Below are 24,314 nucleotides of genomic sequence, written 5' to 3'. Positions count from 1 at the left end.
AATGGGTATTTGCCGGAGAGTATTTGATGTCTGCTGAAATCCATTTCGACCGCACCGGCCATCTGGGCCGCATCACCCTGGACCGGCCCAAGGCGCTGAATGCCCTGACGCTGGATCAGGTGCACGCCATGCATCCCCGCCTCGACCAGTGGGCGGCTGATGCCGACGTGGCCTGCATCACCATCGAGGGCGCGGGCGAGAAGGCGTTCTGCGCCGGCGGCGACATCAAGCAGCTTTACGAGGCCTGCAAGGCCGGAGACCTGGAATTCGCCGCCGCCTTCTACCGCGACGAATACCGCCTCAACCGCCGCATTCACACCAGCCCCAAGCCCTATGTGGCGCTTATCGACGGCATCGTCATGGGCGGCGGCGTGGGGGTGTCGGTGCACGGCCTGTACCGGGTCGCCACCGAGCGCACCCTGTTCGCCATGCCCGAGACCGGCATCGGCTTCTTCCCCGATGTGGGCGGATCGTACTTCCTGCCCCGGCTGCCGGGCTCCATCGGCATGTATCTCGGCCTGACGGGAGCGCGGCTGAAGGCGGCCGATACCCTGCATGTTGGCGTCGCCACCCATTTCGTGGAAAGCGCCCAGCTTCCCGCCCTGATCGAGGCGCTGTCCGAGGCCCGCGACGCCGCCGAGGTCAAGGCCAGCCTGGACGGCTTTGCTTCCGACCCCGGCCCGGCGGCCATCGACGCCCGGCGAGAGTTGATCGACCGCTGTTTCGGCAAGGCCAGTCTGGCCGAGGTCTTTGCGGCGCTCGAAGGCGAAAGCGATCCCTTCGCCGCCGAGACCCTGGCCACCATCCGCGCCAAGTCGCCCCATCTGGTGGCGGTCAGCTTCGAGATGATCCGCCGCGGCGCCACCCTGTCCTTCGACGATTGCATGAAGATGGAGTTCCGCCTGGCCATGGCGCTGGCGCCCGCCCATGACTTCGTCGAAGGCGTGCGCGCCCTGCTCATCGACCGTGACAACAAGCCCGCCTGGAACCCGGCGGGGACGGAAGGCCAGGTGCTGGCCCATTTCGACGCGGTGCCGGGCTGTGGGGATTTGACCTTTTAATCCGGCTGCCGCCCGAACCGGCTTGGGGCGATGCCCCAAACCCCCTTTTTGAATCAAAGGGTGGTTTGGAGGTCTCCTCCAATCGGGGGCGGGGCGGAAGCCCCGAAACAACGATAATCGCGAGGGGAGTTCGACAATGAACGTCAACGGATTGGCCGCCATCGTCACCGGCGGCGGCTCGGGACTGGGGCAGGCCACGGCGCGCGCCCTGGCCAAGGCGGGGGCCAAGGTCGCGGTGTTCGACATCAATGCCGCCGCCGCCGAGGCGACGGCCAAGGAAATCGGCGGAGTCTTCGCCGCCTGCGACGTCACCGACGAGGCTTCGACCCTGGCCGCCCTGGCCCAGGCCCGCGACGCCCACGGCCCGGCCCGCATCGCGGTGAGCTGCGCCGGCGTGGTGACGCCGGGCAAGGTGGTGGGGCGCAAGGGCCCCATGCCGCTGGAGACCTTCGCCCGAGTCATTCAGGTCAATCTGGTCGGCACCTTCAACGTCATGCGCCTGGCCGCCGCCGACATGGCGGGGCTGGAGCCCCTGGCGGATGGCGAGCGCGGCGTGATCGTCAACACCGCCTCCATCGCCGCCTGGGACGGGCAGGTGGGGCAGTGCGCCTACGCCTCGTCCAAGGGCGGGGTCGCCGCCCTGTCGCTGCCCGCCGCCCGCGAATTCGCCCCGCTGGGCATCCGAGTCATGGCGGTGGCGCCGGGCTATATGGAGACTCCCATGCTGGCCGGCATGCCCGACGAGGTCATGGACAATCTGGTGGCCTCGACCCTGTTCCCCCATCGCCTGGGGCGGCCCGAGGAATTCGCCAAGATGGTCCTGGCCATCTGCGACAATCCCATGCTCAACGGCAGCGCCATCCGCCTGGACGGCGCGGTGCGGATGCCGCCGCAATAATGGCCCGGCGACTGAGGGGCTGGGCAAAATGATGTCATACGGTTGCCACAATCGGCTGGTGTAGTCCCGGATGTCACGGAACCTTCGCTTGTTGGCGAGGTTCGGTGGCACTAGGTAAGACGTAGCGAAACCAGGACGACCGTAGCATCATGATCCCGACTTTGGACGAATATTGCCACTGCCCCCATTGCGGTCGCCGCACCCGGCATTCCGTGGTCAGGGAGAGGGTGCTCGCCCCGGTCCTGTGGTGCCTGTCGTGCTTCCGCACCCGGGTCGAGGCCGTCGAGGGCACCCCGGTGGCGGGCTCGCTGCCGGCGCTGGGCGTGGACGCAGGCCAGACCTACCGTCTCGCCGGTTGATGGGGCGGGTGGGGCAAGGCTACACTCGGCCTGCCGCCACGCCCCTCAAGACCGGAGTATTCCCCCCATGAGCGACGTCGACGCCCTCAAGGCCGAGGTCAAGAAGCTGAACGCCCAGGCGACCCAGGCCAAGATGGACCTGCACGACCTGTCCGAGGAACTGCCCATCGGCTGGGAGAAGATCCCGGACGTGGCGGCGTCCTGCCACGATCTCTATGCCCGCCTGACCCAGGCCCGCGCCGCGCTGAAGGCGGCGGGGGGCTGAGCGCGGTTTTCTTGTCATCCCGAACGCAGTGAGGGATCTCCGCCTGGACCGACGGTGCCGAATCGAACCCACCGGATCAGGATGAGATCCCTCGGTCGCTTCCGCTCTCTCTGGATGACAATCGTTTACCCCAGATCGATGGACTCGACCTCGGCTTCCCCGATGATCCAGGGAACGAAGACCCGCGACACCCGGGCGAAGCGCTCGGGCGCATCGGTGGCGAGATAGCGCACCCGCGCCGTGCCGCCTGGGGCGCGCAGGCCCCTCAGGCTCAGCAGATCCTCCAGCACCATGGCGGTGGTCGAGGCGGAATCCACCACGGCCACGTCCCGGCCCAGCAGCCGGCGGAACAGCGGCGCCAGGGCGGGAAAGTGGGTGCAGCCCAAAAGCAGGCAATCGGCGGCGTCGGGGCCGGAAAACAGCGGGTCCAGGTAGTGACGGGCAATCTGTTCGGCGATGGGGCCGTCCACCAGGCCTTCCTCGACCATGGAGACGAACAGCGGGCAGGGCAATTGCGTCACCTGGGCATTGGGCCGGGAATGCAGAATGGCGCGGGGATAGGTGCCGGCCTGGACGGCGCTTTCCGTGGCGATGACCGCGATGCGGCCGCGGGCCGAGGCCGCGGCGGCGGCGGTAGCTCCGGGCTCGACTACGCCGATCACCGGCAGGCCGGGAAAGGCGGCGCGCAAGCCCTCCAGGGCATGGGCCGACGAGGTGTTGTCGGCTACCAGCAGGGCCTTGATGCCGTAGGACACCAGCCGCCGGGTGGCTTCCAGGGCGTAGGCGGCCACGGTCTGGGCGCTCTTGGTGCCATAGGGCAGGCGGGCGGTGTCGCCCAGATAGATCAGCGACTCGCCGGGCAGGCGCTCGCGCACCGCCTTCAGCACGGTCAGCCCGCCGACGCCGGAATCGAAAATACCGATGGGAAGGGTGGGGTTGCCGCTCATGATGTCCGGATCGGAAAATTAGGCCAGATGCATACTTAGACCTCCATCCGACCTCCGGCAAGGGGCGGCATTTAGGGGCTGGAACAGGCCCGCGCTTCGTCGTACGGTGCCTGCCGGTTGACCGGAGTCACATAAGGAACCGCTTATGACGCAGGCGCTGGACCGCGAGGTGCTGCTGCAATTGCAATTCGCGCCGCTGTTTACCGGGCTGGCGGAGAGGGATGTCCGCCAATTGCTCGAGGGCGCCGAACTGCTGGTCCTGGGCCACGAGCACCTTCTCTACCGCGAGGGAGAGGCGGTGGATCGCTTCTACGTGGTTCTGGACGGCCACGTGGAGCTGTCGCTGGACGTGGACGGCAAGAAGAGCGTGGTCGAAGTGGCGCGGCGCTCCACCGTGCTGGGCGACGCCGCCATGTTCGGGCCCGGGCGTTACATCATGACCGCCCGCGTGTTGACCGGCGCCACCCTGCTGTCCATTCCGGCCCAGTCCTTCCGCGCCCGCCTGGAAGAGCGCCTGGACATCACGCTGCACATGCTGACCACCATGAGCTTCCGCCTGCGCATGCTGGTCCGCCAGATCGCCGAGCTGAAGCTGAAGACCACGGCCCAGCGCCTGGGCTCCTTCCTGCTGACCATGACCGAGGCCGAGGAAGGCCGTGCCGAGCTGCGCTTTCCCTATGACAAGAAGCTGGTGGCCGACCAGTTGGGCATGAAGCCGGAAAGCCTGTCGCGGGCGCTCGGCAAGCTGGGGCGGCTGGGCGTCGAATCCCTGCCCGACAATCTGGTGGTCATCGCCGAGGTGGCCACCTTGCGCGAATTCTGCGCCGAAGAAGAGGTGGGATAAGGCCCATGGCACTCAACGCCGCCGAACTGGAACTCGTGGCCCAGGCTCCGCTGCTGGCGGGGCTGTCCTCGGCCGACCTCGCCCTGTTGATGGATGGCGCCCATTCCGCCGCCTATCCCGAGACGGAACTGCTGTTCAGCCAGGGAGACAAGGCCGACCGCTTTTTCATCCTGCTGGAAGGCCGGGTCAACATCTTCGCCCTGACCGAGACCGGCGACCAGTCCATCATCGAGGTGTTCGACCCCATCGTCTCCTTCGCCGAGGCCGCCATCTTCTCGTCGGGCATCTTTCCGCTGAACGGCGAGGTGATGGCCGGCTCGCGGCTGGTGCACGTGCCGGCTGCGCAATTCCTCAAGCGTCTGGCCGACAACCGCTCGCTGGGGCCGATGCTGCTGGGCGGCCTGTCCCAGTGGCAATTCCGTCTGATCCACGAGATCAGCGAACTGAAAAGCAAGTCGCCCGGCCAGCGTCTGGCCACCTTCCTGCTGGCCCTGGCCGCCAAGGCGGGGGCCGACGCCGCCGGCCGCGTGCGCCTGCCGCTGACCAAGGCGGTGCTGGCCAGCCGGATCGGCATCGCGCCGGAAAGCCTGTCGCGCGCCCTCAACCGCCTCAAGGCCTATGGCGTCGATACCCATGGCCGCGAGGTGGAGATCACCGATGTGGAGGCACTCCGCCGCATGGTCCGCGAGGGAAGCGGGGAGTAGCGGGGCGTTCCGTCACCGTCTTAAATGCATCCAATCCGCACAGAAGTTGTCGGCTTAACAAACGTCAAGGCGGCACTCCGGGCGGACGGGCAGCTTTGCACCATCCTTGCGGAAGGTATGTGACATGGCCGTTGAAGGGGTGAGTGGAGAAGGGAAGGAGGCTGGTGGGCCGCCGGAATGGCTGTCCCTGGCGCTCGAATCTCCGCCCATGGACGTCCGGCCGCTGCTGGTCCAGGGCGTCGATCCCTTCGCCGCCGTCATGGAGGCCGTGGCCGGGATCGAGTTCGGCGGCGTGCTGGTGATCGACGCGCCCTTCAATCCGTCGCCGCTGCGGCGCATCCTGGCGGCGCGGGGCTTTTCCTCCTATGGCCGCAAGCTGAACGAAGGCCACTGGCGGGTGTTCTTCCACCTGGACGGCGGCGAGGACTGGGAAAGCGGCGCCGAGGTCGAAGTGGGGCCAGAGGGCGCCATGACCTGGCGCGAGGAGGACGGCCTGCACATCGACGTGCGCAAGCTCACTCCGCCCAATCCCATGCTGGCCATCCTGCGGCTGATCGAAGGCGCCGGTCCCGGCGAGATTGTGGTGGTGCATCACGAGCGCGAGCCCCATTTCCTCGCTCCGGAACTGGCCGAGCGCGGCTGGCGCATCGCCCGGGTCTCGACCGAGGTCGTCAATGTCAGGCTGTGGCTGGAGCGGGAAAGCTGATGTTTCCCGGCAGCTTCATGATGGGGGCGAAGGATCGCCTCCTGCCTCCGTCCATCCCCTACCGCTTCTTCGTGGCGGCGGTGTTCTTCCACCTGCTGGCCTGGGTGCTGCTGCTGGTCGGCAACGAGGGCGTGATCGGCTTCGTCGGCGGCCAGGGCATGACCCTGGCGGCGCTGCATCTGATCACCCTGGGCACCCTGGCCATGACCGCCATGGGCGCCGCCATCCAATTGCTGCCGGTGGCGACGCGCCGGCCGCTGGGTCCCATCTGGGCCATCAAGCTGATGTTCATCCTTTATGCCCCCGGCGTGGCGCTGTTCGCCGGCGGCCTCGCCCATTCCATCCCCTGGGCCCAGCATGGCGGCGCGACGCTCTGTGTCGCCGGCCTGGCCCTGTTCGGCGGGCTGGTGGGGGCCAATCTGCGCAAGGTCGACGATCTGCCCGGCGTCACCCGTCATGCCTGGCTGGCGGTGGCGTCGCTGATCGGTCTGGCCGTCCTCGGGCTGGTTCTGGTGGTGGATTTCACCAAGGGCTTCCTGCCCGACCACGCCTCGGTGGCGGCGGCCCACGCCGTGCTGGCCGGCTACGGCTTCATGGGCATGCTGGCGCTGGGCTTTTCCTATGTGCTGATCCCCATGTTCGTGCTGGGCTCGGCGGTTCCCGACGTGGTGGGCAAGCGGACGGCGCTGCTGTCGGGGCTTGGACTGGCGCTGGGCGCCGGTGGCGCGCTGACCGGCCAGGGGCTGGTGGCGGCGCTGGGCATCCTTCTGGGGCTGGCGGCCTGCGGCGTCTACCTGCACGGCATGCGGGCCAGCTTGAAGAGCCGCATGAAGAAGCGCCTGGAGCCGTTCTTCCGCGTGGTATGGGTCGCCTGGGCGCTGCTGCCCGTCAGCCTGCTGGCCGGGCTGGCCCCGGCCCTGGGGGCGCCGCTCGACCCCTGGGCGAGCCTGTGGGGATTTTTGCTGGTTTTCGGCTGGCTCTTGTCCTTCGTCACGGCGATCCTCCAGCGGATCATGCCATTTCTGGCCTCCATGCATTCCTCGGCCCTGGGCGGCAAGCCGGCATTGCTGTCGCACCTGTCGCCCAAACTGCCGGTGGATATTCATCTGGGCTGCCACGCGGCGGCCCTGGTTCTGGTTTGCGTCGCCCTGATCGGCGGCTGGGTCTGGCCGCTGCGGCTGGGCCTGATCGCCGGTCTGGTCGGCGCGGTCGCCTTCGGTGTCTACACCGTGGAGGTGCTGCGCCGGTATCGTTCCCACATGGCCGCCGCCGCCGCGGCCCATCAACAAGGATAAGCGTCCCATGAACACCCAGACCGGCGCCCTGCTGCATCAGGCCCACATGACCACCATCGAGGCCCTGCAGTCGCTGGACGAGATGCTCGGCTCCAACAAGAAGGCTCCGGCCAAGGACGACCTGCTGGCCCGCCAGCTCAAGCAGCTGGCCCGCATCCTCAAATCGGAGGTGGAGAGCCATTTCGGCTTCGAGGAAAATCACCTGTTCAAGGTGTTCGTCGAGCAGGGCGAGACCGGCATCGTCACCATGCTGACCCACGAGCACCGCTCGATCCTGCCGCTGGCGCTGCAGGTGGCCGATCTTGCCGTCGCCGCCGCCGAGGCCGGCTTCACCGATGCCACCTGGACCGAGTTCAAGGACGCCGGCGCCGAGCTGGTCGAGCGCGAGATCTTCCACATCCAGAAGGAAGAGATGGGCCTGCTGGCCGCCATTTCCTCCCTGGTCGATCCCGAGACCGACGAGGAACTGGCCAACATCTACCGCGCCGAAGTGGGCTGAGGCGCCCCGGACACGCTAAAGGCCCCCCGGCGGTGACCGGGGGGCCTTTCTTGTTCCGGGGATTATTCCTCGTCGATGCCGGCGGCGGGCAGCACGGTGACGCCGGTGCCGTCCTCGTCCTCGATCAGGACGATGTCGCCCTCGATGCGGTCGCCGCCTTCAACCAGATTGTTGAAGTAGTGCCACAGGAAGGACACGGCGATGGTCTGGTCGATCTCGTCGTCCTCTTCCATCTCGGACTCGTCCATGGCCGATATGTCACGCAGGATCTCCAGCGAGTCCTCGAACATCTCGTTGATGTCGGGCTTGTCCTCGAGGACGCTCTTGATGATGTAGTCGTGCTCGGAATCTTCCAGCTCGTACTTCCACTGGGCATTGCCCGACTTGTAGTAAACGGTGATCATCAAGCCTGCTCCGTGGCCTTATGGTTCGCACCGGACCTTCGGGCATTTGCGGCCAAAAGGCAAGGGCGGGATTGCCCATTGGGGCGGGGTCGGATAAACCCATGGGGTCATTGCAACAAGGAGCCTGATCATGGCCGACAAGCCCGCCTGGGTGCTGACCATCACTTGTCCCGATACTGTCGGGATCGTGGCCGCCGTATCGGGCTTTCTCAGCACCCATGACTGCTTCATTACCGAGGCGGCCCAGTTCGGCGATCCGCTGTCGTCGCGCTTCTTCATGCGCATCGTATTCGGGGCGGGCGCCATGACGCCGCCCATGGCCGAGCTGGAAAAGCTGTTCACCGGGGTGGCCGCCCAGTTTCAGATGATCTGGAAGCTGCACGACGGCCGGCAGAAGGCCCGGGTGGTGATTCTGGTCTCCAAGTTCGGGCACTGCCTGAACGACCTGCTGCACCGCTATCACACCGGTTCGCTGCCCATCGAGATTCCGGCGGTGATCTCCAACCACCAGGAGATGCGCTCCATCGTCGAGTGGCACGGCATCCCCTATCACTACCTGGCGGTGGACAAGCACGACAAGCTGACCCAGGAAAACCGGGTGATGGAGGTGATCGAACGCGCCGACGCCGACCTGGTGGTGCTGGCCCGCTACATGCAAATCCTGTCGACCGACATGTGCGTGCGGCTGCAGGGCAAGGCCATCAACATCCACCACTCGTTCCTGCCCAGCTTCAAGGGCGCCAAGCCCTATCACCAGGCCCATTCCCGCGGCGTGAAGATCATCGGCGCCACCGCCCATTACGTCACCCCCGACCTGGACGAGGGTCCCATCATCGAGCAGGGCGTCGAGCGCGTCGACCACACCCACACCCCCGACGATCTGGTGGCCATCGGCCGCGACATCGAGAACGTGGTGCTGGCCCGCGCCGTGCGCTGGCACACCGAGCATCGGGTGCTGCTCAACGGCTCGAAGACGGTGGTGTTCCGCTGACGCCAGCGCCCGGCGCGAGTCGTGACGATCCGTCGGCAAGGCCGACGGGGCCGTGCGCTGGCACACCGAGCATCGGGTGCTGCTCAACGGCTCGAAGACGGTGGTGTTCCGGTAGTCAGTCTTTGAAGCCGACCGTGGCGAAGGCGCGCCCGATGCGCTCCGCCCCCCAATAGGAGGGCGGCATGGGCGCCTTGCCCGGCCCGCTCACCGAGGTGCCTTCACCGGGCGTTCCCAGTTCGACGCTGCCCGCCGGGCTGGTCACCACCACCCGTCCGTCGATCAACAGCACGGCCAGCGGCGCATCCAGCGGGCCGCCCCAGAACTGGGTGCCGCGCACGCCGACCGAGGCCAGGGGCGTTTTCACCGTCAGGGGGTGGTCGGGCAGCTTGCCCACCGCGCCGGTGCGCAGCAGGAACGAGCCCTGGGCCAGGGCCAGTTCCGCCGCGCCAGCCGCCTGGGCGGCATTCCACTCATAGGTGGCCACTTTCATCTCGGCGCCGTCGCTCAAGATCAGTTCCATGCCATCGCTGAACTGAACCAGCAGCCGGGCGCCGGAGCCGGTGCGCAGGGACTCGCCGCTCCGGATGGGGTCTCCCACCGCCAGGGGACGGCTTTGGACGCCGATGCGGGCCTCGGCGCTGCCTTGCAGGCGGATAACCCTGCCTGCCGGTTCCGCCGCCGGGGCTTCGTCGGTCAAGGTCAGCTCCATGCCGTTGTGGAGCTGGACCTGCAGCCGGGCGCCGGGGCCGGTGTGCAGGGACTCGCCGTTCCGGATGGGGTCTCCCGCCGCCAGGGGGCGGCGGTGGGTGCCATCGCGGGCCTCTGCGCTGCCCTGCAGGCCGATGACCTTGCCCGCCGGTTCCGTCGCCAGGGCACCGGAGGCCAGCAGGATGATTCCCAGGATCACGGCGGCCAGCGCTTGTGGAACAGGCATTCCCAACTCCCCCCTTTGCCGGGCAAACTCGCTTCGTTATTTCGTACTGCGCCGAGGGGCGGTCAAGGAGGGTAAAAGCATGGGTGTCTGGTTGATGCTGGCCGGGATCAATGGCGCCATGGCCATCGGCTTCGCGGCCTGGGGCTCGCATGGGGTGGAGGGCGATGCCGCCCGCTGGGTGGCGCTGGGCAGTCAGTTCCAGTTGCTGCACGCGGCGGCACTGCTGGCCCTGGCCCGCCATTGCGCCGAGGGACGGCGGCTGTTCCGTCCCGCCGCATGCCTGATGGTGGCCGGCATTGCGCTGTTTTGCGGCTCCCTCTATCTGAAGGCTTTAGGGGTCGGCCTGCCGGTCCCGATGGTAACACCCTTTGGTGGAATAAGTTTGATGACGTCCTGGCTGTTGCTGGGTGTGGGCGGTTGGTTAGCCGGTGATCATGCTCGGATTTGACTTGGGGGCGGGAATTGCCCATGATGCCAACGTGATGGGCGGCCTATGGCATTGGGGTCAGTGGGGGCCGTCGGCAAAATAGGATGGTCATGGCTAAGTCTGTGCTGATCGTGGAAGACAATGACTTGAACATGAAGCTGTTCAACGATTTGCTGCAGGCCAACGGCTACGAGACCATCCAGACCAAGGACGGCCGCGAGGCCATGGATATCGCCCGCAAGCATCATCCCGACCTGATCCTGATGGATATCCAGCTGCCCGAGATTTCCGGCCTGGAAATCACCAAGATGCTGAAAAGCGATGCCGAACTGAAATCCATTCCGGTGGTCGCCGTCACCGCCTTCGCCATGAAGGGTGACGAGGAAAAGATCCGCGAGGGGGGCTGCGAGGGCTATATCGCCAAGCCCATCTCGGTGGCCAATTTCCTGCAGACCGTGGCGCGCTTCCTGGAATAGGGCTCGCTTTTTCCCGAAAAAATGAGCGGCGGAGTCCGTCATCCCGGCAACCCTCGGGAGGGGGAGGTCCTTCGCATGCGTCCGGGATGACACCCGGTCGCGGACAAAGAAAAGGGCGCCCGAAGGCGCCCTTTGATCCTTGCTGTCGCTGCCGGTCCTGCGACCGGCGCCCGACTACTTGATCTTGGCTTCCTTGAACTGGACGTGCTTGCGCACGACCGGATCGTACTTGCGGAATTCAAGCTTCTCGGTCGTCTTGCGGGGATTCTTCTTCGCCACGTAGAAGAAGCCCGTCCCCGCGGTGCTCAACAGCTTGATGAGAATGGTGGCAGGCTTGGCCATGGCGAAAATCCCGAACAGCGTTGGTGATGAAAACTTGAGGCGCGCACCATACTGATCCCGACAGCAGAGTCAAGTCAGAATAGCTTGGTCTTGGCAAGCGAGGGGCATTCGAAGGGCAATTCCCCCTCCGCCACCAGTTGCTCGAACGAGCGGACCTGGTCGCGGCCGTGGGCTTTGGCGTAGTACAGGGCGCGATCGGCGTTGCCGATCACCACCGAGGGCAGGTCGTCGCAGTCGATGCGCACGAAGCCGGCGCTGACCGTGATGCGCTCCACTTCCGGGAAGGCGAAAGCCGCCACCGTGGCGCGGAAGCGCTCGAACACCGCCTGGGCGGCCGAGAAGGTGGTGGGAGCCAGCAGGACGACGAATTCCTCGCCCCCGAAGCGAAAGAGCTTATCCTCGCTGCGGAAGGCCTTGCGCATCAGGGCCGACAGCAACAGCAGCACCTCGTCGCCGAACACATGGCCGTGGGTGTCGTTGATGGCCTTGAAGCGATCGATGTCGATGATGCCCAGCCAGTGGTGCTGGCCATCCAGATGGGCTTCGCGCCGGTTGCCGTTGAACGACACATCGATGTGGCGGCTTTCGAGGACGATGGAGCTGAAGTTCTCGTCGAAGGTCTTGCGGTTCTTCAGCCCCGTCAGGGTGTCGCGCGCTGCGTCCCACAGGACGGTCAGGTAGTTGCGGTAGATGGCGACGAAGCCCTTGATCAGCGCCTCGGGCTCGGTCTGGCCGGGATTGGTGCGGGTTACCAGGAAGGCGCAGACCTTGCCGCGGTCGTCGACCACCGGGTGGGCGCGGCGGATGCTGTCGTCGGCCATGGTCTCGCTGCGTTCGGTCCCCAGGGCCATGCAGTCCAGCAGCAGGGGGTCGGTGCCGATTTCCTGCAATTCATCCGAGGGCGCGCTGCCGCCGCTGCTGCGGCTGGCGGCCCAGTCGATGAAGATGCCGTTGGCGGTGGGCATGGGGGTGCAGATGCCGCAGAACGGCAGGGCGGCCAACTCCGCCAGGGTCGCGGTCAGGCAGTCTTCCAGGTGCTTCTGGCTGCGCTGCTCGGTCAGCAGCACAACAGATGATAGAATCGATTCCGGCGTGATCGACACGTGAAGGGCCTTCTCCAAAAGTATTCCCCACAAGCTTATTCCCAAGGATACGTGCGGAGTCAATGAGCGTCTGGTGACGGGGCGCTCTATCACCTTTAGGTGAAGATGCGTATCCTCGCCGAAATAACTCATAAAAAATGTATTTTTAAAATAAACGACACATGATATTCGTGTTTTAACCCAAGGATCACCGAATGGAGTTTCCCATGGCTTTGCGCTTTCCCACTCTCGCCGTCCTGGCGGCCTTGGCCCTGGTTCCGGCCGGGGCCTCGGCCGAGGACAAGGTGCCGGGCGAGTTGCTGAACGTGTCCTACGACATCGCCCGCGAACTGTTCCAGCAGATCAACCCCGCCTTCCAGGCCACCCCGGCGGGCAAGCTCGCCGACGGCAAAGCCATCGAGATCAAGCAGAGCCACGCCGGCTCGTCCAAGCAGGCCCGCGCCATCCTCGAAGGCCTGCCCGCCGACGTGGTGACCTTCAACCAGGTGACCGACGTCCAGGTCCTGGCCGACAAGGGCTTCGTGCGCAAGGACTGGCAGACCGCCTTTCCCAGTGGCGCCTCGCCCTATTACTCGCTGCCGGCCTTCGTGGTGCGAAAGGGCAACCCCAAGAACATCAGGAACTGGGACGATCTGGTCCGCCCGGATGTGAAGGTGGTGTTCCCCAACCCCAAGACCTCGGGCAACGGCCGCTACACCTATCTGGCGGCCTATGCCTTCGCGCTGGAGGCGGCCAAGGGCGATCAGGTCCAGGCCAAGGAATTCATCCGCAAGCTGGTGGCCAACGTGCCGGTGTTCGACACCGGCGGCCGTGGCGCCACCACCACCTTCGTCGAGCGGGCCACCGGCGACGTGCTGGTCACCTTCGAGGCCGAGGTGGGCGGCGTGATCAAGGAATTCGGCGCCGACAAGGTGGAAGGCGTGATCCCGCCGGTCAGCATCCTGGCCGAATTCCCGGTGGCGGTGGTGGACAAGGTGGCGGCCAAGAAGGGCTCGGCCAAGACCGCCAAGGCCTATCTCGACTTCCTGTATTCCGATGACGGACAGGAGATCCTGGCCAAAAACTTCTACCGGGTGCGCTCGGAGAAGGTGGCGGCCCGGCATGCGGCCGCCTTCCCCAAGGTGCGCCTGTACACCACCGAGCTGTTCGGCGGCTGGGACAACATCCAGAAGATCCACTTCGCCGAGGGCGGAATCTTCGATCAGGTCTTCGGTAAGAAGTGATGCGTCTCCGGCGCGATCCGGCTAAAAGGTCTCTCACCCGGCGGTGCTCCGCCGGGTGATGGCCAGACAGGTCCCACCGGAGTTTGCATGATGCGCGCCCGCAGGCTTTTGCCCGGCTTCTCGTTGACCATGGGTATGACGCTGGCCTATCTCGGCCTGATCGTCCTGCTGCCCCTGGGCGCCATGCTGGTCAAGGCGGCGGGCATGAGCCTGGAGGGTTTCATCGCCGCCACCACCGGGCCGCGCGCCCTGGCCGCCTATCAGGTCACCCTGGTGTCGGCGGCCGAGGCGGTGATCTTCAACGGTCTGGCCGGGCTGCTGTTCGCCTGGGTGCTGGCCCGCTATCAGTTCGCCGGGCGCAACCTGCTGGACGCCCTGATTGACCTGCCCTTCGCCATGCCCACCGCCGTGGCGGGCCTGGCCCTGGCCGCCGCCTTCGCTCCCAACGGCTGGGTGGGTCAGCATCTGGAGCCCCTGGGCTTCAAGGTGGTCCATGCCCAGCCGGGTATCGCCATCGCCATGGCCTTCACCAGCCTGCCCTTCGTGGTGCGAAGCGTGCAGCCGGTGATCGAGGAACTGGAGACCGAGACCGAGGAGGCGGCCCGCACCCTGGGCGCTTCCGAGATGCAGATTTTCCTGAAGGTGATCCTGCCCACCCTGGCGCCATCGCTGCTGGCCGGCATGTCCCCTGGCCTTCGCCCGCTGCCTGGGCGAGTTCGGCGCCATCATCTTCATCGCCGGCAACCGCCCGTTCGAGACCGAGATCGCCGCCCTGCTGATCTTCATCAAGCTGGAGGAATACGAATTCGGCTCGGCCACCGCCATCGCCACCGTGGTGCTGGCCTTCGCCTTCGTCACCATGCTGCTGACCAACGGCATCCAGGCCTGGCAGCAGCGCTACCTGGCAAAGGGGTGAGACGATGATTCCCGCCATGGCCGTTCACCACGTTCCCCGCCGTCGTCCCGGCGGTGCCCGGCGCGCCCTGCTGATCGGGCTGGCCGGGCTGCTGGCCCTGGGCTTCCTGATGGTGCCCATGGCGGTGATCTTCGCCCAGGCCCTGTCCAAGGGCTGGGCGGCGTGGTGGGCGGCGGTCAGCCATCCCGAGACCCTGCACGCCATCGGCCTGTCCCTGGTGGTGGTGGCGGTGGTGGTGCCCGTCAACGCCGTCTACGGGCTGGCGGTGGCCTGGGCAGTGACCAAGTTCCGCTTCAAGGGCAAGAAATGGCTGGTGGCCCTGGTGGAGGCGCCGTTCTCGGTGTCGCCCATCGTCGCCGGCGTCGCCGCCCTGATGGTCTATGGCGGCTCCGGCCTGCTGGGACCCTGGCTGGAGGAGCACGACATCAAGGTGATGTTCGCGCTGCCGGGCATCGTCATCGCCACCCTGTTCGTCACCAGCCCGTTCATCGCCCGCGAGCTTTTGCCGCTGATGCAGCTGCAGGGCACCGATGACGAGGAAGCCGCCCTGACCCTGGGGGCGGGGGGGCTGTCCATCTTCCTGCGGGTGACGCTGCCCAACGTCAAATGGGCGCTGTTTTACGGCATCATCCTTTGCGCCGCCCGTTCGCTGGGCGAATTCGGCGCCGTCTCGGTGGTGTCGGGCCAGGTGCGGGGCGAGACCATGACCCTGCCGCTGCAGATCGATCTGCTGTATCACGACTATGACAGTTCGGGGGCCTTCGCCGCGGCGTCGGTGCTGACCCTGCTGGCCCTGGTGACCCTGGGGCTGAAGCTGCTGGTCGAGCGCTTCTACGACCGCGAGATCGAGGACACCCTGGCCGAGCGCCAGGGATGATCAGGCCTGGCCCCCGGGCAAGGTGAAGCGGAACCTCGATCCCTCTCCGGGCACTGATTCCACCCAGATTCGGCCGCCGTGATGCTCGACGATCTTGCGGCAGACCGCCAGCCCGATGCCGGTGCCCTCGTAATCGGCGCGGGAGTGCAGGCGCTGGAAGATGTCGAAGATCCGCTCGAAGCCGTCGGGAGGGATGCCGATGCCGTTATCGGCGACGGTCAGGGTCCAGCCGTCATGATTGCGTTCCGCCGAGACGGTTACCGTCAGCGGGCGCCCGGGCTGGCGATATTTCACCGCATTGCCGATCAGGTTCTGCATCAGGCGGATCATCTCACCCCTGGCCCCCGTGATCTCCGGCAGGTCCGGAGCAACGGTAACGGTGCCGCCGCTTTCCTTGATGGGAAGGGCGAGATTCAGAATGGCGATGGATGCCGCCTCGCCGAGAGACACGGTGCCGAGGCCGTCCCGCAGGCGGCCGACCCGGGAGAACTCCAGCAGATCGAGGACCATCTGGTCCATGCGCTTGGCCCCGTCGCGGGCGAATTCCATGAACTGGCGGCCATCCTCGTCCAGCAGGGCGGTGTAGCGCCGCCCCAGCAGGCCGAGATAGCTGGAGATCATGCGCAGCGGCTCGCGCAGGTCGTGGCTGGCCACGTAGGCGAACTGCTCCAGTTCCCGGTTGGACTTGTCCAGGTTGCGCAGCAGTTCCGCCTGGCGGTCGCGGTGTTCCACCCATTCGGTGATGTCGCGGCCAGCCGCCTGGATTTCCACGATGTTCCCCGACATGTCGCGGATAGCCGCCCCTTCCCACGAAACCCAGCGCAAGCCGCAGGTCATCGTCATGCGGCATTCCACCGTTGCGCGGAAGGCCGGCGGCGACAGGGCGGTGGCGAGAGCCTGGGCGGTGGCCGGCTGATCCTCCTCGTGGACGAAGGTCCGCCACGACCGGCCGACAGCCTGGGCGGCGTCCAGGCCATGGCTGCGGGCAAAGGCCTCGTTGACGAATACCAGGCGGTCATCGGGGGTAAGCCGGACCACCAGATCGTTCTGGGTCTCGATCAGTCCGCGATAGCGCTCCTCGCTGGCCCGGAGGGCGACAAGGTGCCGGTTGAGCAGGGCGGTGAGGCCGAGAATGGCGATAACCAAGGTTCCCACCACCGCAGCCATGGTCAGTGCCTCGGCGCGCCACGGCGCCAGCACGCCGTCCAACGGGCGGCCGACGATCACCACCAGGGGCGGCAGGGCCGGCTCGGACAGGGAGCGGACGGCCGACACCTTCTCTTTCCCATCGGTGGCGGTGACGTGCACGAAGGTGTTCGCCGTTCCGCCGGCCTTGCGGTGCATGGAGAAGGCGCCGCCCTTGGCGATGTTCTTGCCCACATAGAGCTCGGGCTCGGGGTCGCGGTCGATGATGTCGCCTTCCGGGGTAACCAGCAATGCGCCCGCCCCCTCCTCGCCACTGTGCACCGATTGCAACAGGGTCTGGAAATAGCCCAGCTCGAGTGAGACCGCTACGATGCCGTCGAACTGGCCGTCGGGGCCGGAAAGCGGCATGGAGACCATGATCACCAGGCTGTTGTTCTGGCCGATGGGCAGGGGCTCTGAGACGAAAAGATCGCGGGCCGGCGGCAACTCCCGCGCATTCCGGAAGAACGATCTTTCGCTTGTGTCCCGTCCCTCCACCTGGGGAAGGGTGGCGATGGTGACGATGCCATCGGCATTGACGATGAAGGCCTGGCGGATTTCGGGGACGATTCTGGTTCGGGTGGCCATGAAGCGTCTGAGCGCGTTGGTGTCGTCGCGTGGCGCCTCGGCGATGGCGCGCAGCATCAGGCGCACCACCCGCAGGCTGCCGCGCACCTGCTCCTCGGTGACCCGGGCGGTGTCGGCGAGATTGGCGCTGGCCGTCTGGATGGTTCGCCGATAGCCGGTCTGGAGCTGTATTCCGGTCAGAATGATCAGCAGCAGGGTCAGGCTGACGGACAACCCCCAAATTCCCCGAGGGCGTAATCCGGCGAGTGGCGAGGATTTGTGGCCGGAAGGCATTCGGACCCCAGGATAGTTACCGCGAAACTATACCCCAGGGTTTGTGGCTGGCCTAGGCAAACCAATTCCCGATCCGGCGCGGGTATTGCGCGCCGTCTCGCTTTTTCATTTCCACCTCTCTCCGGAATGCGTAGATTCGTGGCCTCTCCGCAGACTATTTTCCAAGGCGGAAGGAGGGGGGACGGGGCATGGAAACCGAGCTTCCCATTGCCATTTCCCGCAATCCCGGAGACGGCCGGGGTGGTCCGGCGGGAGTGGTGCTGGAGTTTCGCGCCGAGCCCGGGCTGGGTCGCCGTTTCCTGATGCTGACCTGTTCGGCCGTGGCCCTGTGGCTGGTGGCCTGCTGGCTGGTGTCGGGCGAGTATGTGGTCTGGCGGGCCAGGGAATCACTGGCCCAAGTGGACCACGACGTCCACCTGAGCATCGACGACATGACCCAGGGTCTTCAGCGGACACTGGCGGTCTTCCACGGCATTCCATCGGCTCTGGGCCGCGATCGGGAGGTGGTGGACGCCCTGCGCCGGTACGGTGATCCTCTCGAACCGCGCCCGCTGTCCCAAGACCGGCGCCGGAGCGGTCTGTCGTCCGACCCGCAGCTTGACCGGCTGAACCGTTCGCTTGCAGCATCGGTGGGCGACATTGCCGGGATCAGCGTCATCTGGCTGATCAATCCCGCCGGCGATGCCGTGGCCGCCAGCAATCACGACCGCCCCGAGAGCTTCGTCGGGACCAATTATCGGGACAGGACCTATTTCTCCGAGGCCATGGCCGGGCGGTTCGGGCACCAGTTCGCGCTGGGGCGCAATACCAACATTCCGGGCCTGTTCTTCTCCGCCCCGGTTCGCGACGGCAACCGCATTCTTGGCGTGATGGCCCTGAAGGTCGACATTCCCTATCTGGCGTCCTGGGTCAACCAGGCCAACGCCTTCGTCAGCGACAATTACGGCGTGGTGATCCTGGCCCAGGACAAGGGGCTGGAGATGTCCACGCTGCCGGGCGCGGGCGTGGTGGGGCTGTCCCCGCAGGAGAGGATCGCCCGCTACAAGCGGTCCGAGTTCGTCGAGTTGCCCATCGTGCCGTGGGGGGCGCCCGACCACCCCAACCTGTATCGCTGGGGGGCAGATGGTGTGCCTTACATCCGCCTTTCAACCATCCTGCCCGACGATGATCTCGCCCTGACCGTCTTGGCGCCGGTGGACCGCTTGGCCACCATGGACGAGGACCGGCTGTGGCAGTTCAGCCTGGCGGGCGCCATGGGGACGCTGGTGATCATCCTGGCCGGCTTCGCCACCCATCACTGGGTCGATCGCGAACGCAGCCGGCGCAATCGGGCCAGCCGCCAGCAGGTGGAATATCTGGCCACTCACGATGTCCTGACAGGTCTGTTCAGCCGCATCGTTCTCGACCAGTTCATCGGACACGGCATCGCCAGGGCGAAGCGGACGGGGCGTGGGATGGCCGTGCTCTTCATCGATTTGGATCAATTCAAGGATGTCAACGATACCCTGGGCCACGAGGTGGGCGATCTGGTGCTGAAGGACGCGGCGCGCCGTCTGCAGCAGACGGTCCGCGAAGCCGATGTGGTCATCCGCCAGGGGGGCGACGAGTTCATCGTGCTGCTTTTCGATCAACCGCAGGCCAGCGACGTCCGCCAGGTGGCTGAAAAGATTCAGGCGGCTCTGGGGGTGCCCTACTCCATCACTGATCCGCCCCAGAATCTGTCGGCCAGCATCGGTATCGCCTGTTATCCCGAGCATGGGGAGACCGCCTCGCTGCTGCTGCGCCACGCGGATTCCGCCATGTACCAGGCCAAGGAGCGAGGCGGGCGATGCTGTCGCTTCTTCGAGGCGGGGGCTGGGACAACGGCGTAAGGGATCCCGCCCTGTCGGCAGGATCCCGGCCGCCATGCGGCCGAGGGCGGTCAGCCGCCCTCCCGCCGTCCTCCGGTATGGAGCGCCAGGGCGCGGGCCAGTTCGTAGACGCGCTTGCGCACGTTGGGGTCGCCGATCTTGTAGTAGGTGCGGACCAGATCGAGGGTTTCGCGCTTGCTCATGGGGTCGATCTGCTGCGGAACCGGCTCCTGGGTGGCGCGTACCATATGGCGCGGGCTGGCCGCCATGACGTCGGGTGACATTTCGTCGTAGAAATATTCCACCGGCACTTCAAGGGCTCGGGACAGATCGAACAGCCGCGAGGCTCCGATCCGGTTGGCACCGCGCTCATATTTCTGGATCTGCTGAAACGTGAGACCCAGCGCCTCTCCCAAGGCTTCCTGGCTGAGACCCATCAGGGTTCGCCGCAGGCGAAGCCGGCTGCCCACATGCACATCGATGGGATTGGGGCGGCCGCCCGGCGTCCTTCCCCGGCTTGATTGACGTGTGGTATCCATTGCGCGCCTCCGCTGAGGTTGTAACGGCCCCTATTTGGGACTGTGCATACAAGCCGCGCAAGTCGCAATTTTCAACAAAAGAATCGCAATGTGACTCGTTGAAAAAGTTATTCCCGCATTTGTATGCAATACGGCGTCTATTCGAAGAAAAAATACCCCCCGGGAGCTTCCTCCCGGGGGGCGTCGGTCGGTTGGGATCGGTCGGTTTAGCCGACGATCTCGCAGCCCGAGAAGAAGTAGGCGATTTCGATGGCGGCGTTTTCGGCCGAGTCGGAACCGTGCACCGAATTGGCCTCCACCGATTCGGCGAAGTCGGCGCGGATCGTGCCGGGAGCGGCATTGGCCGGGTTGGTGGCGCCCATGATCTCGCGGTTGCGGGCGACGGCGCCTTCACCTTCGAGGACCTGGACGACCACGGGGCCGGAGATCATGAAGTCGACCAGTTCGCCGAAGAACGAGCGCTCGGCATGGACCGAGTAGAACTGCTGGGCCTGGGCCTTGGTCAGCTGGACGCGCTTCTGCGCCACGAAGCGCAGGCCGGCTTCCTCGAAACGGGCGTTGATCTTGCCGGTCAGGTTGCGGCGGGTGGCGTCGGGCTTGATGATCGACAGGGTACGTTCGATGGCCATTGGTGAATTCCTTTCGGCGGTTGCTCGCGCCGCGCCTGGGGTCGGAAGTGGGCGGCCGCGTACGACCCCCGGCGCGGCCGGGCGCATCCGGGGACGGCGGGTTATAACCTCATTGAATGAGGAGAGCAACGGTCTCTACAAGCCCGCCTTTGCCGAGAGGGCGCCGCCGTGCTATTGACGCGGCCATGCTGCATATCAACGACCTCACTTTCCGCTATGGCGGCCGGGCCATCTTCGAGCAGGCGACCGTTCACATCCCGGCCGGGGCGCGTGTCGGCCTGGTCGGGCGCAATGGCACCGGCAAGACCACCCTGTTCAAGCTGATCCTGGGCGAACTGCACCCCGATGGCGGCGAGATCAACCTGCGCCCCCGCGCCCGGCTGGGCCGGCTGGCCCAGGAGGCGCCCGAGGGCGACATCTCGTTGATCGATTGCGTGCTGGCCGCCGACACCGAGCGCACCGCCCTGTTCGAGGAGGCGGAGACCTCCACCGACGGCCACCGCATCGCCGAGATCCACGAGCGGCTGATGGCCATCGACGCCCATTCTGCACCGTCGCGGGCCGCCGCCATCCTGTCGGGGCTGGGCTTCGACGCCGAGGCGCAATTGCAGCCGGTCTCGGACTTCTCGGGCGGCTGGCGCATGCGCGTCGCCCTGGCGGCGTCGCTGTTCACCGTTCCCGACCTGCTGCTGCTGGACGAGCCCACCAATCACCTGGATCTGGAAGCCACCTTGTGGCTGCAAAGCCACCTGGCCGCCTATCCCGGCACCCTGGTGGTGATCAGCCACGACCGCGAGATGCTCAACGAGGTGGCCAACCGCATCATCCACCTGGAGAACGGCAAGCTGAACGCCTATGGCGGCAATTACGACCGCTTCGAGGCGACCCGCCGGGCCCGCATGGAATTGCAGGCCAAGGCCTTCACCAAGCAGCAGGAACAGCGCAAGAAGATCCAGTCCTTCATCGACCGCTTCAAGGCCAAGGCCACCAAGGCCGCCCAGGCCCAAAGCCGGGTCAAGATGCTCGAGCGCATGGAGATGGTGGTCCCCGTGGTCGAGGACCGCGCCATGTCCTTCGACTTCCCCGATCCCGAACCGCTCAGCCCGCCCATCATCGCCATCGACCACGGCGTGGCCGGGTATGGCGACAAGGTGGTGCTGAAGGGGCTCGACATCCGCATCGACATGGACGACCGCATCGCCCTTCTGGGCGCCAACGGCAACGGCAAGTCGACCCTGGCCAAGATCTTTTCCGGACGCCTCGACCTGCTGAGCGGCCAGTTCCGCAAGCCGCCCAAGCTGAAGATCGGCTATTTCGCCCAGCATCAGACCGAGGAATTGCGGCTGGACGAGACGCCCTACGAGCATATGGCCCTGCTGATGAAGGGCCTGCCCGAGGCCAAGGTCCGCGCCCAGCTTGGCCGCTTCGGCTTCGAGCAGGACCGCGCCAACGTCAAGGTCGCCAGCCTGTCGGGCGGCGAGAAGTCGCGCCTGCTCTTCGCCCTGATGAGCCGCGAGGCGCCTCACCTGATGATCCTGGACGAGCCCACCAATCACCTGGACATCGACGCCCGCGAAGCCCTGGTGGCGGCGCTCAACGCCTATGACGGCGCGGTGATCCTGATCAGCCACGACCCCCATCTGATCGAGCTGGCCGCCGACAGCCTGTGGCTGGTGGGCGATGGCGCGGTCAAGCCCTTCGATGGCGATCTGGCCGCCTATCGCAAGCTGTTGCTCGACCGGGCCCGCGAGGACCGCCGGGGGGCCAAGCCGGAACGGGTCGGCGACGCCGCCCAGCGCAAGGCCGATCGCAAGGCGGCGGCCGGCGCCCGCGCCCAGTTGGCGCCGCTGCGCAAGGCGGCTCTGGCGGCGGAAAAGGCCCTGGAGGATTTGGTCAAGGCCCAAAAGGTCCTGAGCGGGCAATTGGCCGACCCCAAGCTCTACCAGGGGCCGCCCGCCAAGGTCACCGAACTGCGGCGCCAGGAAGCCGATCTCGCCCGCCGGGTGGAAGAGGCGGAACTGGCCTGGCTGGCCGCCCAGGAGGAACTGGAAGCGGCGCAGGCATAGGCATTATGCCGCTTCCGGCCACCGGCCTTTCGGTATAAGCTGACCATCACCTTTTCCACCAGGGAATCGCCTCGGTGCCCACCGAGTCTTTTGCAACCAAAGGTCAGCAATGCTTCCGCCGCACCCCTGGGGGGTTGCGGACGCGTCTGCGCTTGCTGATGGTCGCCATGGTCGTGCTGCTGCTGGGAGGAGCCGCCGGCCTGCTGGTCGAACTGCGTGATGCCGCATTCGAGAAGGCGGAATCCGCCACGGCCGGAGCGGCTCGTCTGCTCGAGGACAATCTCAGCCGCACCCTCGTCACCACCGACGCCATCATTGCCCGCATGGTTGTGGTGGTGCAGGAGAATCAGGCCGGGCGAATCGGCCGCGCGGAGCTGCTGCGGGAACTGGCCAGCCTGGAAGCCGGCCTGACCCAGCGCGGCAACATGCTGGTGGTGGACGCCAAGGGCGACGTGGTCGCCGCCGTCAGGCCGCCCAAGGCCGGCGGGGCCGTGAATTACGCCCACCGGGACTATTTCAGCGCCCATCGCGACGGCGCCGAGCGTTTCATCGGTCCCATGGTCCTGGGGGTCTACAGTCAGGCGCCGGTCTTCACGATCAGCCGGCGGGTCAACGCCCCCGACGGCGGCTTTGGCGGTCTGGTGGTGGTGGGGGTCAATGCCCGCTTCTTCACCGATTTCTACAATACCCTGGGGCTGGGCGAATCCAGCTATATCGGCGCCAATACCGCCGGCCGGATCATGCTGCGCCAGCCCAATCCCGAGAAATACGTGGGGCGCCTGCCGCCCAACAATCCGGTCATGGCCGCCGCCGCCACCCAGCCCGTGGGAACCATCCGCATCGACTCGCCCATCGACAAGGTGGAACGGGTGGTGTCGTACCGCAAGCTGGCCCAGTTCGACGTACTGGTCAGCGCCGGCATGGCGGTGGACGACATCGTCGCGCCCTGGCGGCGAACCGCCCTGGTCATCTGTGGCGCCCTGGCGGTGGTTCTGCTTGGGCTGGGGTGGATGGCGGGGACCACCTTCAAGGTCATCTCCCGCGAGGAGCAGGCCATGGCCTCGCTGGAGGAGACGGTGGTGGCGCGGACCGCCGAGGCGGAGCAGCGCGCCACCGAGGCCCGCCTGGCCAACGAGAGCAAGACCCGCTTCCTTGCCGCCGCTTCCCACGACCTGCGCCAGCCGCTGCAGGCCGCCGGCATGTTCGTCGAGGTGCTGGCCGGGCAGGTGGAGGACGATCCGCGCAAGGTCAAGGTCGTCGACCGCCTGCGTCAGAGCATCGAGGCCACCAACTCCCTGCTGGCCACCCTGCTGGACGTCTCGGCCCTGGAGGCCGGCAAGATCAAGCCTAATGTCAGCGACTTCCGCGTAATGCCGCTGCTGGCGGGTCTGGTGGACCAGATCGAACCGGAGGCCAGCGCCAAGGGCCTAGCCATCGGCGTGATCCCCACCTCCTTGACGGTGCGCAGCGATCCGGTGCTGCTCGAACGGCTGCTGCGCAACCTGCTGGTCAACGCCATCCGTTATACGACGAGTGGTCGGGTGCTGGTGGGCTGTCGCCGGCGGGGTGGGCAGGTGGTGATCCAGGTGCTCGACAGCGGCATCGGCATTCCTGCCGACAAGGCCGAGGCGGTGTTCGAGGATTTCGTCCGTCTCGATACCCCGGCGGAGCGGGGCGGCAGCCGGGGCCTTGGCCTCGGCCTCGGCGTGGTGCGGCGCATGGCCGCCCTCTTGGGCCACGCCCTGGAGCTGCGCTCGATTCCGGGAAAAGGCTCGTGTTTCGGAGTGGTTGTTTCCAAGGCTTAGTGCGGGGTCTGCGAGAGGTATTATGATACCGCATCTCTAACATATTGATTTTAAACGATTTAAATGGTGTTGACTTGGTGGTGCGCTGTGGCATACTCCGCGCCCTCG

The 24,314-nt window shown here is 66.2% G+C and carries 26 protein-coding genes; 18 read left to right on the top strand and 8 right to left on the bottom strand.

What is annotated here, in order from left to right; translation table 11 throughout:
* Window positions 1-26: 26 nt before the first annotated feature.
* The 4 genes from AMB_RS18135 (at window position 27) to AMB_RS18120 (ending at window position 2,583) form a co-directional block, all read left to right on the top strand.
* Window positions 27-1,061 carry an enoyl-CoA hydratase/isomerase family protein gene (locus AMB_RS18135; protein WP_043745113.1) on the top strand — a complete coding sequence of 345 codons (1,035 nt, stop codon included), beginning with the start codon at window positions 27-29 and terminating at the stop codon, window positions 1,059-1,061.
* Between the two features lie 136 nt (window positions 1,062-1,197).
* On the top strand, window positions 1,198-1,959 hold the full coding sequence (locus tag AMB_RS18130; protein ID WP_011385940.1) for an SDR family NAD(P)-dependent oxidoreductase: 762 nt from the start codon (window positions 1,198-1,200) through the stop codon (window positions 1,957-1,959).
* A gap of 149 nt (window positions 1,960-2,108) precedes the next feature.
* Window positions 2,109-2,318, top strand: a complete 210-nt coding sequence (locus AMB_RS18125) for a hypothetical protein (RefSeq protein ID WP_011385939.1) — start codon at window positions 2,109-2,111, stop codon at window positions 2,316-2,318.
* A 67-nt stretch (window positions 2,319-2,385) separates the two neighbouring features.
* A complete protein-coding gene (locus tag AMB_RS18120) occupies window positions 2,386-2,583 on the top strand; it encodes a CCE_0567 family metalloprotein (protein WP_011385938.1) in 198 nt (65 codons plus the stop codon).
* Between the two features lie 125 nt (window positions 2,584-2,708).
* Here AMB_RS18120 and murI read toward each other — a convergent pair whose 3' ends face one another.
* Window positions 2,709-3,530 (bottom strand): glutamate racemase, encoded by an 822-nt coding sequence (murI, locus tag AMB_RS18115; RefSeq protein WP_011385937.1) that lies wholly within the window; start codon window positions 3,528-3,530, stop codon window positions 2,709-2,711.
* Between the two features lie 145 nt (window positions 3,531-3,675).
* Between murI and AMB_RS18110 the strand changes: the two genes are divergently transcribed.
* The 5 genes from AMB_RS18110 to AMB_RS18090 all read left to right on the top strand — a co-directional run bounded on the left by AMB_RS18110 (window position 3,676) and on the right by AMB_RS18090 (window position 7,578).
* Window positions 3,676-4,374: a cyclic nucleotide-binding domain-containing protein gene (locus AMB_RS18110; protein ID WP_011385936.1), complete on the top strand. Its 699-nt coding sequence runs from the start codon at window positions 3,676-3,678 to the stop codon at window positions 4,372-4,374.
* A gap of 5 nt (window positions 4,375-4,379) precedes the next feature.
* Window positions 4,380-5,078 carry a Crp/Fnr family transcriptional regulator gene (locus AMB_RS18105; RefSeq protein WP_011385935.1) on the top strand — a complete coding sequence of 233 codons (699 nt, stop codon included), beginning with the start codon at window positions 4,380-4,382 and terminating at the stop codon, window positions 5,076-5,078.
* A gap of 124 nt (window positions 5,079-5,202) precedes the next feature.
* Window positions 5,203-5,784 carry a DUF2249 domain-containing protein gene (locus AMB_RS18100; protein WP_011385934.1) on the top strand — a complete coding sequence of 194 codons (582 nt, stop codon included), beginning with the start codon at window positions 5,203-5,205 and terminating at the stop codon, window positions 5,782-5,784.
* On the top strand, window positions 5,784-7,079 hold the full coding sequence (locus AMB_RS18095) for a hypothetical protein (RefSeq protein ID WP_011385933.1): 1,296 nt from the start codon (window positions 5,784-5,786) through the stop codon (window positions 7,077-7,079). Before AMB_RS18100 ends, AMB_RS18095 begins: the two co-directional genes overlap by 1 nt.
* A 7-nt stretch (window positions 7,080-7,086) precedes the next feature.
* On the top strand, window positions 7,087-7,578 hold the full coding sequence (locus AMB_RS18090; protein WP_011385932.1) for a hemerythrin domain-containing protein: 492 nt from the start codon (window positions 7,087-7,089) through the stop codon (window positions 7,576-7,578).
* Between the two features lie 62 nt (window positions 7,579-7,640).
* On the opposite strand, the gene AMB_RS18085 is transcribed toward AMB_RS18090, so the two are convergent.
* Entirely contained in the window at window positions 7,641-7,982 is a 342-nt protein-coding gene (locus tag AMB_RS18085; RefSeq protein WP_043745110.1) for a hypothetical protein, read from the bottom strand.
* Between the two features lie 130 nt (window positions 7,983-8,112).
* On the opposite strand from AMB_RS18085, the gene purU reads away from it, so the two are divergent.
* Window positions 8,113-8,973 (top strand): formyltetrahydrofolate deformylase, encoded by an 861-nt coding sequence (gene purU, locus AMB_RS18080; RefSeq protein ID WP_011385930.1) that lies wholly within the window; start codon window positions 8,113-8,115, stop codon window positions 8,971-8,973.
* Between the two features lie 115 nt (window positions 8,974-9,088).
* Here purU and AMB_RS23565 read toward each other — a convergent pair whose 3' ends face one another.
* Window positions 9,089-9,907, bottom strand: coding sequence for a FecR domain-containing protein (locus AMB_RS23565; protein ID WP_011385929.1), 819 nt, complete (start codon window positions 9,905-9,907; stop codon window positions 9,089-9,091).
* A gap of 79 nt (window positions 9,908-9,986) precedes the next feature.
* On the opposite strand from AMB_RS23565, the gene AMB_RS25770 reads away from it, so the two are divergent.
* Together AMB_RS25770 and AMB_RS18065 are read left to right on the top strand one after the other, a co-directional pair.
* Window positions 9,987-10,355 (top strand): DUF423 domain-containing protein, encoded by a 369-nt coding sequence (locus AMB_RS25770; protein WP_043745107.1) that lies wholly within the window; start codon window positions 9,987-9,989, stop codon window positions 10,353-10,355.
* An 89-nt stretch (window positions 10,356-10,444) separates the two neighbouring features.
* The gene (locus AMB_RS18065; RefSeq protein WP_043746946.1) at window positions 10,445-10,810 is read left to right on the top strand and encodes a response regulator; all 366 of its coding nucleotides are present in this window, start codon (window positions 10,445-10,447) and stop codon (window positions 10,808-10,810) included.
* 174 nt (window positions 10,811-10,984) lie between these two features.
* Here AMB_RS18065 and rpmG read toward each other — a convergent pair whose 3' ends face one another.
* Entirely contained in the window at window positions 10,985-11,152 is a 168-nt protein-coding gene (gene rpmG / locus AMB_RS18060; RefSeq protein WP_002725389.1) for a 50S ribosomal protein L33, read from the bottom strand.
* A gap of 74 nt (window positions 11,153-11,226) precedes the next feature.
* On the bottom strand, window positions 11,227-12,255 hold the full coding sequence (locus AMB_RS18055; protein WP_231848887.1) for a GGDEF domain-containing protein: 1,029 nt from the start codon (window positions 12,253-12,255) through the stop codon (window positions 11,227-11,229).
* Between the two features lie 206 nt (window positions 12,256-12,461).
* Here AMB_RS18055 and cysP point away from each other — a divergent pair, with 206 nt between their 5' ends.
* From cysP to cysW, 3 genes are all read left to right on the top strand, one after another.
* On the top strand, window positions 12,462-13,478 hold the full coding sequence (gene cysP, locus AMB_RS18050) for a thiosulfate ABC transporter substrate-binding protein CysP (protein WP_043746942.1): 1,017 nt from the start codon (window positions 12,462-12,464) through the stop codon (window positions 13,476-13,478).
* A gap of 87 nt (window positions 13,479-13,565) precedes the next feature.
* Window positions 13,566-14,402, top strand: coding sequence for a sulfate ABC transporter permease subunit CysT (gene cysT, locus AMB_RS18045; protein ID WP_011385925.1), 837 nt, complete (start codon window positions 13,566-13,568; stop codon window positions 14,400-14,402).
* Window positions 14,399-15,271 (top strand): sulfate ABC transporter permease subunit CysW, encoded by an 873-nt coding sequence (gene cysW / locus AMB_RS18040; protein WP_011385924.1) that lies wholly within the window; start codon window positions 14,399-14,401, stop codon window positions 15,269-15,271. The genes cysT and cysW overlap by 4 nt, the downstream gene beginning before the upstream one ends.
* Here cysW and AMB_RS18035 read toward each other — a convergent pair whose 3' ends face one another.
* Window positions 15,272-17,257, bottom strand: coding sequence for an ATP-binding protein (locus AMB_RS18035; protein ID WP_231848886.1), 1,986 nt, complete (start codon window positions 17,255-17,257; stop codon window positions 15,272-15,274). It abuts the gene before it with no gap.
* A gap of 248 nt (window positions 17,258-17,505) precedes the next feature.
* On the opposite strand from AMB_RS18035, the gene AMB_RS18030 reads away from it, so the two are divergent.
* Window positions 17,506-19,188, top strand: coding sequence for a sensor domain-containing diguanylate cyclase (locus AMB_RS18030; RefSeq protein ID WP_011385922.1), 1,683 nt, complete (start codon window positions 17,506-17,508; stop codon window positions 19,186-19,188).
* A 50-nt stretch (window positions 19,189-19,238) separates the two neighbouring features.
* Here the strand turns inward: AMB_RS18030 and AMB_RS18025 are convergent, their stop codons facing one another.
* Together AMB_RS18025 and ndk are read right to left on the bottom strand one after the other, a co-directional pair.
* Complete coding sequence (locus tag AMB_RS18025; RefSeq protein ID WP_043745103.1) at window positions 19,239-19,706, bottom strand: helix-turn-helix domain-containing protein; 468 nt, start codon at window positions 19,704-19,706, stop codon at window positions 19,239-19,241.
* A gap of 206 nt (window positions 19,707-19,912) precedes the next feature.
* Window positions 19,913-20,335, bottom strand: a complete 423-nt coding sequence (gene ndk, locus AMB_RS18020; protein ID WP_043745100.1) for a nucleoside-diphosphate kinase — start codon at window positions 20,333-20,335, stop codon at window positions 19,913-19,915.
* Window positions 20,336-20,520: 185 nt separating this feature from the next.
* Between ndk and AMB_RS18015 the strand changes: the two genes are divergently transcribed.
* Window positions 20,521-22,401 carry an ABC-F family ATP-binding cassette domain-containing protein gene (locus AMB_RS18015; protein WP_011385918.1) on the top strand — a complete coding sequence of 627 codons (1,881 nt, stop codon included), beginning with the start codon at window positions 20,521-20,523 and terminating at the stop codon, window positions 22,399-22,401.
* Between the two features lie 158 nt (window positions 22,402-22,559).
* Window positions 22,560-24,206 carry a sensor histidine kinase gene (locus AMB_RS18010; RefSeq protein WP_148207662.1) on the top strand — a complete coding sequence of 549 codons (1,647 nt, stop codon included), beginning with the start codon at window positions 22,560-22,562 and terminating at the stop codon, window positions 24,204-24,206.
* Window positions 24,207-24,314: the final 108 nt, after the last annotated feature.

This window comes from Paramagnetospirillum magneticum AMB-1 (assembly GCF_000009985.1).
Taxonomy (GTDB): Bacteria; Pseudomonadota; Alphaproteobacteria; order Rhodospirillales; family Magnetospirillaceae; genus Phaeospirillum; species Phaeospirillum magneticum.
The sequence above is the reverse complement of the archived record's forward strand: the minus strand, read 5'-3'. Positions and strand labels throughout refer to the sequence as shown.